We start from the raw sequence: 13,515 nt of genomic DNA, 5'->3' as shown, positions 1-13,515 counted from the left end.
TGAACAAAAACAACTTCCGTTGAAACTCGGGTGCACGGGGTCGGGAGCTGAACAAAAAAAAATTATTTCCGCGCATTTACTAACCAAAAATTTTGTTCCCCCTTTTTCCCCCCCCCCCCCCCCCCCTCTCTCTCTCGCCAGGGGGTGGGGGTGGCAAAGAAAACGGGGAGAGGCGATTGCCCCTCCCCGGTAGGTTGCATTGGATGCGCGCGGATTATTTGTTCGGCGGGCTCCAGAGGCGGACGATTTCGACGCGGCGGTTCTTGGCGCGGCCTTCCGCCGTGCGGTTGTCGGCCACGGGGAACTGCTCGCCGTAGCCCACGGCGATCAGGCGGTTGGGATCAATCCCTTTGCTCATCAGATAGGCTTTGACCGCGTCGGCGCGGCGCTGGCTGAGCTCGAGGTTGCGCTGATCTTTGCCGCGGCTGTCGGTGAACGCGCGGACCTCTACCTTGGCCATGGTGTCGGCCTCGATCTTGCGCGACAGGTCGTCGAGCACAGCGAAGCTCTCCGGGGTCACCTCGTAGCGGCCGCTCTTGAAGTACAGGCCGGCGACGATGAACTTGTCGTCCAGCGGCGGACGGTCGGGAATGCCGTCGTCGTCGCGGAAGCCGTTGAGGGTCTCGGGCTCGGTGGGTGCGCCGTCTTGGTCGTCGGGAATGCCGTCGTTGTCGTTGTCCAGGTCGGGGCAGCCGTCCTCATCGAGCTGGCCGTCCATGTCTTCGGCCTGATCCGGGCACTTATCGTCGGCGTCGAGGAATCCGTCGCCGTCGTTGTCAGGATCGGGGCAGCCGTCTTCGTCCTGCCAGTTGTCGAAATCCTCGGCCTGCTTGGGGCACTTGTCGGCGGCGCCGCGGATGTTGTCTTTATCCATGTCCGCGTCGTAGCCGATGGGCTTCATGCTCCATACGTCCCACGATCCGGAGCGCTTGGAGTGGAAGTAGATGTTGCCCTCGGAGCCCCAGGAGGGTCCGCCGTCGACTTCGTCGTGCACCGTGAGCTGGGTCAGGCGGTTGGTCTTGATCTCGACCATGTAGATGTCCCAGTTCTTGTCGCGGCGCGAGGAGAAGGCCAAATATTCGCCGCAGGGCGAGAAGGTCGGCTCGAGGCTCGGCTCTTTTCTGTTGCCCTTGGTAATCTGGGTCAGGCCGGTGCCGTCGATGTTCAGCGTATAGACTTCCATTGTGCCGCTGATGTTGCCGGCAAAGGCGATGGTTTTGCTGTCGGGGCTGAAGGTCGGGTTGATGCCCTTGGCGATCTCGCGTTGGTTGCTGCCGTCGATGTTGGCCAGCATGATCGAGGGCATTTCCGCGCCGCGGAAGATGTCGTGGCGCTCGCCGCCCTTGACCTCGCGGATGTCGCGCTTGCCCTTGTAAGCGCAGAACACGACCTTTTGGCCGTCGGGGCTGATGTCGCCGTCGAAGTCGGCCGAGCTGCCGCGGCTGATGCGCTGAATGCCGCCGCCGCCGCCGGCTTCGGCGATCCAGACGCTGCGCTCCTTCTGGCGGTAGGAGTCGAACAGCACCTTGGAGCCGTCTTCGTTGTAGACCGGATTTTCGTCGTGCTTGGGGCTGTCGGGCGTGAGGTTGATCTCGCGGCCGTTGGACAGGTCGAGCTGGAAGATGTCGTAGAACCCGCTGACGTTGACCACCACCCACTTGGCGTAGACGATAAACTTCTCGTCCGGCGCGGGATCGGGATAGACCTCCACGCCCTTGTCGCGGGTGATCTGCTTGAGGTTGGTGATCGTATTCGAGACCTGGTCGGGTTTAGCGGCCAGCGCCTCGACGCTCACCAGGCCGCTGACGAATATGATCAGCACGGCACAGATTGTTAGATATCGCCGCATTATCGAGCCCTCCATTGAACGTATACTCTCTAATTCTTGCCGAAGGTAGTTTACCACCGCGAGCCTTGTCAAGAAGCCTCGTCGACGTTCCACGCTACGTTTTTCGGGATCGGCGTAGAAGCTCGAGCCGGGCACATCAACCACTTCGACCCGCTGGAGCGGGTCGCGGGCGAAGCGATCCGGTCTGCGTTCACAGCTCGATCCGGCGCAGGTACTTGGCGGCCTGTTCCGGCGGAGTGGGGTTGATGTAGAACCCGGTGCCGCGCTCGAACCCGGCGAGCTTGCTCAGCCGCGGCATGATCTCAAAGTGCCAGTGGTAGTACTCGTTGTGCTGCTCGCCAAAGGGCGAGGTGTGCAGATAGAAGTTGAACGCCGGACTGTCCAAGGCGCGGTCGAGGCGCTTCATCACCTCGCTGAAGATCTTGGCCAGGAACGCGAACTCGTGCTTCTGCGCGTCCTCGAAGCACGAGTCGTGGTGCTTGGGCAAAATCCAGATTTCGAACGGGAAGCGGCTGGCGAACGGCGCGATGGCCACAAAGTCGGTGTTCTCGGCGATCAGCCGTTCGGGGTCGCGCGTCTCCTGGCGCACGATGTCGCAGAACACGCAGCGCTCCTTGTAGCCATAGTACTCGCGGCTGCCCTTGAGCTCCTCGAGCACGTTCTTGGGCACGATCGGCATGGCGATCAGCTGGCTGTGCGGATGTTCCAGGCTGGCGCCGGCGCTGGCGCCGTGGTTCTTGAAAATCATCGCGTACTTCATCCGCGTGTCGCGCTTTAGGTCGATCATCCGTTCACGGTAGGCCCACAGGATGTCCTCGATCTGGCTGTCGGAATATTCCGAGAACGCGCAATCGTGGTCCGGCGTCTCGATGATCACCTCGTGGGCGCCCACGCCGCTCTCCTGGTCGTAGAGTCCGACCCCCTCGCGGTCCAGCTGCCCCTCGACCCGCAGCGCCGGGAACTTATTGGGCACCACGCGCAGGGTCCAGCCCGGGCCGTCGGGCTGCGAGCCGTTGGAGCGGTCGGCCAAAATCTCGGATGGGGTGTGCGACTCGTTGCCCGGGCAGAACGGGCAGTTCTTGTGACCGATTTTTTCCACGGGCTCCTTGGAAAAAACGTTGGGACGGCGCGCGCGTTCGGTGGAGATAATCACCCAGCGGCCGATGATCGGGTCTTTACGAAGTTGCGGCATCGGTCGTCTACTCCGCTTTCCCGCCGACCCACCATTGTGGATCGACGTCTCTGAAAACGTCGTCGCGCGTCTCGCATTCGCCGACGAACAACCAGTCGCCCTCGTCCAGCGCTCCGCCCTCGCCCAGGCGTTGCGCCAGCGCGGCCAGGCGGGTGAAGTCCGCGTTGTGCTCCACAAGCCGCGTCTCGGCGTAGTCGCGGGCGCTCCAGGTGCTGATCAGGAACTGCCAGTCGCTGGACTCCAGCAGCAGCAGCTCGCGCGCCGCCTGCCGCAGCACGCGCCGCAGGTCGGCATCGTCGCTGCGCGCGAAGTCGCGCGCCAGCTCGATCATCCGCGACTCGGCGGAGTAGATGTGCTTCCAGGTCCAGTCGGTCCACTCGTTGAGCCAGATGTAGTGGAACCCGCCTTCGCCCCACGAGCCCTCGGGCAGGCGCACGGCCGTGGTCGGCGGATGGCCGTCGAGATACTCCGAACCGCTGGTCAGCTCGACCTCGGAGGAGCGCGCCAGACCGCGCAGCACCTTCTCGATCCAGCGCGGACCCTCGAACCACCAGTGGCCGAACAGCTCGGTGTCGAACGGCGCGCACAGCAGTCCGGGCTCGCCCGTGGCCTGATGATGCTCGCGCAACACCTGGTGCACCAGCTCGACGAAATGTCCGGCGTTCTCATCCAGCCGCGCCTCGACCTGCTCGGGGTCGTAGATCTGCTTGTCGGCCAGATCGGCCTTGGACCCGGTCACCCGCCAGTAGCGGTTGCCGCTGGGGAAGTGCTTCTTGTGGAATTCGAGGTATTGGCCGTCGCCGGGGTAGCCGTGCTCGCCGGACCAGACCTGAACCCCGGTGCGCGGATCGCGCACCAGCACGGAGCAAACGTCGCGCTGCCCTTCGCGGCTGGCCACGGCGTACACGCCGTAGGGGCTCTGCGGCTTGCCCTCGATCTTGGTCGAGCGGTCCATCTGCGACCACAGATTGCGCAGGGCGTCGAAGCGGTCGAGGTAGGCGCCGATCGCCTTGCCGCCGACGAGCATGTGGCTGTCGGTAATGAAGTACTCGATGCCGTTCTCGGCCAGCAGCTCTTCGACTCCCAGTCGCTCGCGCTCCATGGGCAGCCGGGCCTGCGAGGCCACCGGCGGCTTCCAGGGGTAGGCCGGTCGGTAGGCGCACTCGGGCAGCCAGATTCCGCGCGGCGCGCAGCCGAAGTGGCGTTTGTAGGTCTCGACCCCGGCGCGCACCTGGGCGCGCACCGCCTCGTCGTAGCCCAGCAGCGGCAAATAGCCGTGGGTCGCCGCGCTGGTGATGATCTCGATCAGGCCGCGCTCTTGCAGCTTGGCGAACGCGCCGACGATGTCCTCGTCATAATGCTCGGTAAAGCGCAGGTGCGTGCGGCGGTAGAAGTCGAGCCACATCCCGGCCAGCCGCCCCATCTGCGTCTGCTTGGTGCGCGTGAAGTGTGCGATGTCGGTCTCGCAGCCCTCGATGCGCTGCTTGAGGTAGCCGTTGAACTCGCGGGCGAAGTCCAGCGAACTTAGCTGCTCGGCAAGGATCGGCGTGATACCCAGGGTCAGCTTGATCGGCAGCCCCTCGGCCGCCAGACGGCCGAACACGTCCAGCAGCGGCAGGTAGGTCTCGGCCGCGGCCTCGTTGAGCCAGTCGGTGCCGTGGGGCCAACGACCGTGAGAGAGCACGTAGGGCAAATGGCTGTGCAGTACGAACGTAAAGCTTCCGATAGTGCTCACTTCGGGACCTCCTCGATGCAAAGCTTGAATTTGATCTGGGCCTGCTGGTCGGGCTCGAGCTCAAAACTGTGTACGAACAGCAGGCACGAACCCTGGTAGGTGCGCTCGAATCCGCCGTCGCTCTGGCTGACGGTTTCAATCGGCCAGCGGAACAGCTCACAGGGACGGTCGACCTCCAGCTTAACACGGAAGCCCGACGCCTCGTCGATCAACACCACGCGCCGCACCTCGGGGCTCACGCCGCGGCCGCCCATCGACGATTGTTCGTCCGCCGCGCCGTTGATTTCGCAGCGCCGGTCCGGCTGGTCGCCGCACAGCAGCGTAAGGTTGAACTCGCAGCCGTAGTTGATCGACTGGTGTTGCGTTGAGCGGTTGATCAGGGTCAGGCCGATCTCGACGTCGGCCGAGTCGGGAAAGAAGCGGTAGCTCTTTTGGATTGTGAAGCAATGGCAGTCGCCGCCGATCCACAGCCCGCCGTCGCGCACCAGGCGGATCTGCGCCGCTCCGTGCTGCGGAGCGACGACCGCGGCTACCTCGTAGGGTTGATTGACGAAGTCGCCCCACTCGCGATAGCTCGCCGATTCCAGCGCCTCGAGGTCGTAGCCCTCGCCCAGCAGATGGTCGAGCACGCACAAGCGCTCGTGCCAGTCGTAGTACAGCAGGTTCTCCAGACCCTGCTCCTTGACCTGAACCCGATCGTGGATGCTCTGCGGATCGCCCTGGTCGGCACCCGGGCTCTGCGCGTTGCTCAGTCGGCTGTGGTAGGCCTCGTAGCGCCGGGCCAGCACGTCGGTCAGGCAGAAGTCGCGCGGCCGAAAACTGATCTCGCTCAGTCCGCCGCCGTAGCCGGGCTGGACCGTGGCGCACAGCTTGGTGCTGCGCACCAGCAGCTCGTCGATGCCGCAGCAGTCGTAGTCCTCTTGCTCTACCTCGACCCGGCCTTGCAGATCGCCCGTTGCCTCGTCGAGCAGCCGCTGGGCCGCGAGGATGTTCTCGTAGACCGCGTGGCGCAGATAGTTCAGGTACAGCCCGCCGAACAGCCCGTGCCAGTAGGCGCAGTTGCACTGGCTGCGGTACAGCGCGTGCCGCGCCGCCTCGGGCGCCGCCTGGCCAGCGCTATCGAGCATGCGGCTGACGTGGAGCATCCGTTTGTGCATGCGGTTGGACTCGGGGTACTTGACGAAGAAGTTGTTCCAGAATCCACCGCGGATAAAGGGCAGCATCCGCTCGTACTCACCGCGCTCCTTGAGCTCGTCGACCAGTTGGGCCATGTCGGCCGCAGCTTGGGCCGGCAGCGCCCACTGCATCATCTCGTGGTAGCTCGCCGTGGGCAGGTAGACCCGGCCCACACGCTCAAAGCGCTCCAGCGCCGCGCCGGGCGTGATCGTCTCCAGCCAGTCCGCGGACTCCTCCAGCGCCGTGAAGAAGCGCTCGAGCCAGCGCTCGCCGTAGACCCACTCGTGGGTCCCGGGCCACAGGCCGAACTTCTCGCCGTCGTCGCCGTAGTTGAGCAGCACGCCGGGCCACAGTCGGCTGCGTTGACGCAAATGTTCGATGGTCTGCTCGGGCTGCTTGAACGGGATCGTGTAGCGCAGGGTGCGGTCGATGGGGAAGACCGCCATCCGCTTACCGCGGTTCTCGGTGAGGTAGTAGCCCGCGAGTTGGTCCTCGCTCAGCCCGGCGTAGCGGAAGTGGTTGTCGTCGGCCAGGGTGTACTTCACGTTGGCGCGCGAGAGCAGGTCGGGCAGGCCCGGCTCCCAGATGCGCTCGGTGAGCCAGATTCCGCGCGGCGCTTGGCCCAATCGGCGTTCGATCCAGTCCGCGAGCATCGCCAACTGGCCCAGGGCGTCGGCCTCGGGCAGCACCGACAGGATCGGCTCGTAGTAGCCGCCGCCGAGCATTTCGACTTGTCCGCGATTTACCAGCACGGCGAGCTTGTCGATAAACTGCGGCTGGTTTTGCTCGAACCAGTCCAGCAGCGGGCCGGAGTAGTGCAGGCCGACCTTGATCGAGGGGTGCTCGGCCAGCATTGCGATAAACGGCTCGTAACAGCGCTCGAACGCGCCCTGGAATACCCAGTCGAAGTTGCCCACCGGCTGGTGGTTGTGGATTGTCAGGGAGAGGAACGCTTTGAGATTGCTCATTTCAACAGGACCACATCAGATTTTGGAAAGACTTGTCCGGGATCTGTAGCTCCAGCGAGTCGTAGCGCGGCAGGCGATCGAGCTCAATGCCGGACTTGTAGAGCCGCAGCTGCAGCCGATAGCGCTGGTCGACCTCGGCGTTGATCGCGGCAAACGGCAGCGCCAGCTCGATTACGTCGTGTCCGGCGATCGACTCGATCTGTTGCTCGCCGCCCTCGCTGCGGCTCAGGGTGTAGCTGCTCAGCGAGCCGTCGAAGCGCAGGGCGAAGCGCGCCTCGAACGTCGCGGGCCCCTCGATCAACAGCGAGGCCATGACCTCGGGCTCGGACAACAGCTCGGCGCAGGGGTCCAGCCGCAGGTAGAAGTTTTGCAGGTCGAAGCCGTAGAACGCGTTGGCCAGCAGCGAGCGGCCCAGGTGCATCTGGCCGCGCGACTGGCCGAATTTGAGTACTCCGGCGTTCTCCCACTCGTAGAAGTGGGTTACGCGGCCATCGATGCGCGGCGTGATGAAGTCCAGCGGCGGCTCCAGCGGATCGGCCTGGTGCTCGTCCCGGCTCAGCGGCCGCTGCAATTCGTCGGGCAACGGCTCGTCCAGCTCGCGGAAGACCGCGGCGAGCTTGCTGCGGAACAGGCCGTCGAACACGTCCTTCTGCGGGTTGGTGAAATCGTCGCCGAACCACCAGAACCAATCGCTGCCCTCGGCCTGATAGATCAGCTCCCAGGCGCGATCGATTTTAGACTGCTCCAACGCCGGTCCGCGGCGCTGCCTGCTGACCAGCATCTGCCGCGTCTGGCCCAGCAGGTTCCAGGCCTGGTTCTCCTCGGGGTGGCCGATCCAGACGTTGTAATCGGCGTTGATCCAGCTGCCCGAGTGCAGCCGCTCGATGGTTGCGGGCTCGCGGACGCGGCTCAAATATTCGCCGATGCGCTCGACGCGCAGGTTGGGCTGGGACTCGAGCTTGGAGTACAGCGCCTCGAGAAAGCGTTCGCCGCCGCCGGGGAAATATTCCCAGGCGTTCTCGCCGTCGAGCACCACGGCCACGCACGGCTCGTCGCCGCGCCCGGCGGTCCGCTCGCCGATGCTTTGCAGCCGCCCGACGAAATCTTCGGCCGATTCGCGGGGGTCGTTCTTGGAGTAGGTGAAGCCGATCAGATCGGAGAGCTGGTGGTCGCGGAACAGCGCCCGCACCTGGCTGCCGTTGCGGCGCACGGTGTAGGGCCGGTAGAGCCAGTCCTCGCGCTCCGCGTGCCGATCAAGGGAGCGCGCCAGCACGCCCTCGTCGCTTGCGATCCATTCGACCCCGGCCTCGGCCAGCATCCCGATCAGCTCGGGGCAGATCGAGCCCTCGCTGGGCCAGACCCCGCTGGGGCGGGTTCCCAGCCAGCGCTGCATGCGATCCAGTCCGCGCTCGATTTGGTCGCGGGCGTCCCGGGGCGCGCGGAAGCGGAAGGGCAGGTCGCGTTCGGGCGATGCGCGATGCGCGAACCGGCTGTCGATCAGCAGCGGTAAAATCGGGTGGTAAAACGGCGAGGCGCTGATCTCGATCCGGCCTTGTTGCGCGGCCTCGCGATATTCGGCCAGCACCCGGCGCACCAGCTCGATCTGCGCCACGAGCACCTCGCGCTTGTCCTGTGCGCTGAACTGCATCCCCTTGCGCTTAAGCTGCGCGAGCTGCGGCAGGTCGCGGCAGGCTGCCGGGCCGCACCAGGCGAGGTTGAACCAGACCTGCAAATCCAGCAGGTCTTGTTTACTGAACGACCGCCGGGCCTGGGCCAGGTACTGCGGCGACGAGCGCAATCCGCGTTTCTCGAGCAGCCGCGCGTAGCCCGGCTCGGGCCGGACCATCGTGTCCCAGTTGGCGTTGAAGAAGTCCGAGAGCAGCCGGTCGACCTCGTCGTGGGTCAGATCGCCCGGCGATTTGAGCGAGAGCTGCAAGCAGGTCTCGGGCGTTTCCAGGCCGCGTTGCGCGTAGTCCTCGAGCTGCGCGATCAGGCACGGCGAGAAGTTGAAGGTTGCGCCGATGCGCTCGAAGGGGCGCAGGGCGGCGATCATCTCGTAGTAGCCCTTGCAGGCGTGCAGCCGCACCCAGGGCAGGCGGTAGTCGCCGTCCAGACCGTGGGAGTAGTCCGGCTGGTGCATGTGCCACAGGAAAAGGACCGAGAGCCGTTGCACGGGCCCTACTTGAATTGATGGCGCTTGGGAACCACGACGATCCCCGAGGCGGTGACGTGAAAGCGCCGTTTGTCTTCCTCTAGGTCGTAGCCGATCTTGGCGCCCGGCGGGACGTCCACGTGTTTATCGATTATCGCGCGCTTGATCATCGCGTGGCGGCCGATGTTGACGTCCTCGAACAGAATCGATTCGCTGACGTAGCTGTAGGAGTTGATGCGCACCATCGGGCTGAGGATCGAGCGGTCGATGTGTCCGCCGGAAATAATTGCGCCTTCGGAGACCAGCGAGTTGGTGGCCACACCCAAGCGCTTGCCCTGCTCGTCGTCGAAGATGAACTTGGCCGGCGGATAGGGGAAGTAGTAGGTGTGGATCGGCCACTGCACGTTGTGGATGTCCAGCCGCGGCGAGACGCTGATCAGGTCCATGTGCGTCTCCCAATAGGTGTCGATGTCGCCCACGTCGCGCCAATATCCGCGCTCGTTCTGGGACATGCCCGGGACCGAGTTGCGCGAGAAGTCGTAGACGTGCACGTAGCGCTGTTTGTACATCCCGGGGATGATGTTGCGGCCGAAGTCGTGCTGCGACTCAGCGCCGTGGTCGCGCTGGACCTCCTCGATGATCGTGTCGACGGTGAAGATGTAGTTGCCCATCGAGATCAGGCACAGGTCGGGACGGCCGGGAATCGTCTTGGGTTTTTTCGGCTTCTCCTGGAAACCGATCAGCCGCCAGTCCTCGTCGATTTCGAGCACGCCGAACTTGTACGCTTGGTCGCAGGGCATGGGGATCGCCGCGATAGTGCATTCGGCCTTGCGCTCGATGTGCTCGGCGAGCATCTGGCGCACGTTCATCTTGTAGATGTGGTCCGCGCCGAAAATCAGCACGTGTTCGGGATTGTCGTCGGTGATGATCTCGATGTTTTGATAGATCGCGTCGGCGCTGCCGCGGTACCAATCTTTGCCCACGCGCTGCTGCGCCGGGACCGGCTCGATGAAGTTGCCGCCCACGTGGGTTAGGTGCCAGCCGCGGCTGATGTGCTTGTTCAGCGAGTTGGACTTGTACTGGGTCAGCACCTTGATTCGATAGAAGCGCGAGTTGATGAAGTTGCTCAGCACGAAGTCGATGATCCGGTAGCGTCCGGCAAAGGGGACCGCGGGTTTGGCCCGGGTCTTGGTCAGCGGCTGCAAGCGGCTGCCCTCGCCGCCGGCGAGAATCATCGAGAGCACTCTGGGATTCGTCTTATAGGCCATCTGGGATTCGCCGTCCGGGGTCGTTATATAGTTTAAGTCCCCTGTGTCTTAACTTGAATCTATCCCGCAACCTCATGGCTGTCAAAGCGCGGCCGGGCCCGGCCGCGCTAGTGGACCGCCGTGGGCATCGATCGCAAACCAACTTGCAATTCGGGGGGTTATCGATACGATCGATCCTTGACAGGCCCGCAGGTTGGATTCTACTGTTCACCCGGAGGACGGGGTACTGTGAAAGAACTGATTTTGACCCACGCCCGCGAGGGCGCGCAGCTGCGCATGCGAACCCTGGAGGCCCAGGCCGAGCTCATCCAGCGCGCCTCGCAGATGATCGCCGACGCGCTGGCCGCGGGAAACAAGGTCCTGATCTGCGGCAACGGCGGCAGCGCGGCCGACGCCCAGCACCTGGCCGCCGAGTGGGTCAACCGCTTTGAGCTGGAGCGGCCCGGCATGTCCGCCATCGCCCTGACCATCGACGCGAGCACCATGACCTCGGTGAGCAACGACATGGGCTACGAGCGGATCTTCTCGCGTCAGATCGAGGCGCTGGGCCGCCGCGGCGACGTGCTGATCGCGATCAGCACATCGGGCTCGAGCCCCAACGTGCTGCTGGCCTGCGAGGTCGCGCGCGAGCTGGGGCTGTCGGTGATCGGCCTGTGCGGGCCCGCGGGCTCACCGCTGAGCGCATTGTGCGACGTGGCGATCGAGGTTCCCGGCGGGCGGACCGCCTTAATCCAGGAAGTGCACATCGCCATCGGCCACCTGCTGTGCGACATCTCCGAGCGGCTGCTGTTCCCGCGCGACGCGGAGCACAAGTGAGCGGCCCACGCGACAAAATTAAAACCTATCCTTTGAGCAGCCGCCATAGCCTAGTCGACCGCGACGACCTGGGAAGGCCGCGATCGGCGGGCGTCTCGTTCAAAGATTGGCTCTGCGGGATGCCGCGGAGCTTTGGCGCTCGTGGAATGTCCGAACTGGCGCGGGCGATCGTCGAGGCGCGGCAGGCGGACCGGCCGGTGATCGTCGGACTGGGCGGCCACGTAATCAAGACCGGCTGCTCGCCCTACCTGATCGACCTGGCCCAGCGCGGGCTGATCAGCGCGATTGTATTCAACGGCTCGGTGATGATTCACGACTTCGAGCTGGCCTTTGCCGGCAAAACCAGCGAGGACGTGGCCCAAAGCCTGGGGCGCGGCGAGTTCGGCATGGCGACCGAGACCGCCGAGTATCTCAACCGCTTCATCCGCCAAGGGATCGAGGCCGGACGCGGTCTGGGCGGGGCAGTGGGTCGCGGCATTCTCGATCTGGTGCCGCCGTATCTGAAGATCAGCCTGCTGGCCGCGATCGAGCGCCTGGGCCTGCAGGCCTACGGCGTGATCGCCCTGGGCACCGACATCCTACACATGCATCCGCAGTTCCCGGCCGAGCTGTGCGCCACGGGCTGCATGCGCGACTTCGACGCCCTGACCCAAATCGTGGCCCAGCTCGACGGCGGCGTGTACCTCAACCTGGGCAGCGCGGTGCTGCTGCCCGAGGTGTTCCTCAAGGCGCTGAGTGTGGCGCGCAACATCGAGGGTGCGCCCACGAACTTTACCACGGCCAACCTCGACTTCATCCAGCACTACCGCCCGACCCAGAACGTGATCACGCGGCCGGTGGCCCAGGGCGGACAGGGGATCGCGATCACCGGCCACCACGAGATTCTTATTCCAATGCTGCACCAGACGTTGGTCGAGATCGTTTCCGACGCCAGATGATGAACTGGACAAGCGCCGTAAATCGCGCGAATATAATGTTTTACAGCACAGATACCGCGACGGAGCGATGGACGAAAGCCCACCAAACATCAAGGCGAAGCTCGCATTGAACGCAAGGGGTCCGCGATGAACCTCAAGCGCGTGCTGATCGGCGAGCACGACCATTCGCAGTACGAGGCGCTCTCCGAGTTCTTCGCCGGACGCGAAATCCAGACAGTTTGGGTCACCACCGGCCAGCAGGCGCTGGAGCGCTTCGACGAGACCAACCCCGACCTGGTATTGATCGATGCGCTGCTGGTGGGCATGCCCGGCGTCAAGGTCATCCAGCGCCTGCGCGAGAAGCCCGGCGGCGGCTTGTTCAAGGCCGTACTGATGAGCAGCGCCTACCGCGCGTTCCAGGACCAGTACGAACACCTCAAGCGGCTGGGCGTCGACTCGTTCCTGGCCAAGCCCGTGGACGTTACCGAGCTCGAGCGACTGTTGCGCGAGCTGTTCGCCCTGGGCGAGCCGGAGATGCCGATCGACGTGGCGGTGGGCGACGACCGGCAATGGATCAGCCGCCGCATCGGACGCGAGGGCACCCTGGCCGAGGTGCCGCTGGGCAAGTTGCTCTACACGTTGTACAAATACGAGCGCAACGGCGCGCTGCGAATGATCAGCGAGTCGGTCTCCAAGATCGTCTACATCAGCCGCGGCAACCCGGTATTCGTCACCAGCAACCTCTCCAACGAGTCCCTGGGCCGCTACCTGCTCTCGCGTGAGATGATCACCACCGAGCAGTACAACGCCAGCCTGCAGCAGATGATCAGCAGCGGCAAACAGCACGGCGCGGTGTTGATCGAGATGGGCGTGCTCACGCCGCACCAGCTGTACACGGCGTTGATCGACCAGATCAAGGAAAAGATCCTCAAAATCTTCGCCTGGGACGACGGCGAGTACCACTTCACCGCCGGCGACTTCGAGCTCGATAAAAACCTCTGCCTGAGCCAGAACGCGCCCAAACTGGTGCTCGAGGGCATCCGGCGCTACATGTCGCTGCAGCGGCTCGAGGAGTACTTCCGCGACTTCACCAACGTACGGCCGGTCAAGACCAAGACCAACCTGGTCGAGACCGGACAGGTCGTGCTCAAGCCCTCGGAGATGAAGTACTACCGCTCCGTGGGCCGGCAGCAGAACATCGGCAGGATCCTCAGCGAGAGCAGCCTGACGCTCACCGAGTCGCTGCAGCTGTTGTACTTCCTGATCACAATCGAGGCGGTGGTCGTCGACCGTCGACAACAGCAGCGCCGCCGGCGAAAGCGCGAAGTCGGGGATCGACGGAGCAAACGCGAGATACTGGAGGCGCGCGAGGCCCGGGCCGCGGGCGGCAAGATCCCGCTCTTTCAGAAGCGCGTGTCCCAGGCCTACGAACGCTACCCCGA

General features: G+C 64.4%; 9 protein-coding genes. 3 read left to right on the top strand and 6 right to left on the bottom strand.

The window, feature by feature from the left end; genetic code table 11:
* Positions 1 to 214: 214 nt before the first annotated feature.
* From P9M14_15975 to glgC, 6 genes are all read right to left on the bottom strand, one after another.
* A complete protein-coding gene (locus P9M14_15975) occupies positions 215 to 1,849 on the bottom strand; it encodes an OmpA family protein (protein MDP8257244.1) in 1,635 nt (544 codons plus the stop codon).
* A 190-nt stretch (positions 1,850 to 2,039) separates the two neighbouring features.
* Positions 2,040 to 3,041, bottom strand: coding sequence for a galactose-1-phosphate uridylyltransferase (galT, locus tag P9M14_15970; GenBank protein MDP8257243.1), 1,002 nt, complete (start codon positions 3,039 to 3,041; stop codon positions 2,040 to 2,042).
* A gap of 7 nt (positions 3,042 to 3,048) precedes the next feature.
* The gene (locus P9M14_15965) at positions 3,049 to 4,776 is read right to left on the bottom strand and encodes a DUF1957 domain-containing protein (protein ID MDP8257242.1); all 1,728 of its coding nucleotides are present in this window, start codon (positions 4,774 to 4,776) and stop codon (positions 3,049 to 3,051) included.
* Positions 4,773 to 6,920, bottom strand: coding sequence for a DUF1926 domain-containing protein (locus P9M14_15960; GenBank protein ID MDP8257241.1), 2,148 nt, complete (start codon positions 6,918 to 6,920; stop codon positions 4,773 to 4,775). The genes P9M14_15965 and P9M14_15960 overlap by 4 nt, the downstream gene beginning before the upstream one ends.
* Position 6,921: 1 nt before the next feature.
* A complete protein-coding gene (locus tag P9M14_15955) occupies positions 6,922 to 9,093 on the bottom strand; it encodes a glycoside hydrolase family 57 protein (GenBank protein MDP8257240.1) in 2,172 nt (723 codons plus the stop codon).
* 5 nt (positions 9,094 to 9,098) lie between these two features.
* Positions 9,099 to 10,340: a glucose-1-phosphate adenylyltransferase gene (gene glgC, locus P9M14_15950; GenBank protein ID MDP8257239.1), complete on the bottom strand. Its 1,242-nt coding sequence runs from the start codon at positions 10,338 to 10,340 to the stop codon at positions 9,099 to 9,101.
* Between the two features lie 228 nt (positions 10,341 to 10,568).
* Here glgC and P9M14_15945 point away from each other — a divergent pair, with 228 nt between their 5' ends.
* From P9M14_15945 to P9M14_15935, 3 genes are all read left to right on the top strand, one after another.
* Positions 10,569 to 11,156 carry a D-sedoheptulose 7-phosphate isomerase gene (locus P9M14_15945; GenBank protein ID MDP8257238.1) on the top strand — a complete coding sequence of 196 codons (588 nt, stop codon included), beginning with the start codon at positions 10,569 to 10,571 and terminating at the stop codon, positions 11,154 to 11,156.
* Entirely contained in the window at positions 11,153 to 12,094 is a 942-nt protein-coding gene (locus P9M14_15940) for a deoxyhypusine synthase family protein (protein MDP8257237.1), read from the top strand. Before P9M14_15945 ends, P9M14_15940 begins: the two co-directional genes overlap by 4 nt.
* Before the next feature lie 126 nt (positions 12,095 to 12,220).
* Positions 12,221 to 13,515 (top strand): response regulator (locus P9M14_15935; protein MDP8257236.1); only part of this gene is annotated, 1,295 nt, incomplete at its 3' end.

The organism is Candidatus Alcyoniella australis (assembly GCA_030765605.1).
GTDB classification, from domain to species: Bacteria; Lernaellota; Lernaellaia; order JAVCCG01; family Alcyoniellaceae; genus Alcyoniella; species Alcyoniella australis.
The sequence above is the reverse complement of the archived record's forward strand: the minus strand, read 5'-3'. Positions and strand labels throughout refer to the sequence as shown.

Excerpts from the sequence above, each read along its gene's own strand:
- P9M14_15960 (MDP8257241.1), bottom strand. The coding sequence starts at position 6,920 with ATGAGCAATCTCAAAGCGTTCCTCTCCCTGACAATCCACAACCACCAG.
- galT (MDP8257243.1), bottom strand. The coding sequence starts at position 3,041 with ATGCCGCAACTTCGTAAAGACCCGATCATCGGCCGCTGGGTGATTATC.
- glgC (MDP8257239.1), bottom strand. The coding sequence starts at position 10,340 with ATGGCCTATAAGACGAATCCCAGAGTGCTCTCGATGATTCTCGCCGGC.
- P9M14_15975 (MDP8257244.1), bottom strand. The coding sequence starts at position 1,849 with ATGCGGCGATATCTAACAATCTGTGCCGTGCTGATCATATTCGTCAGC.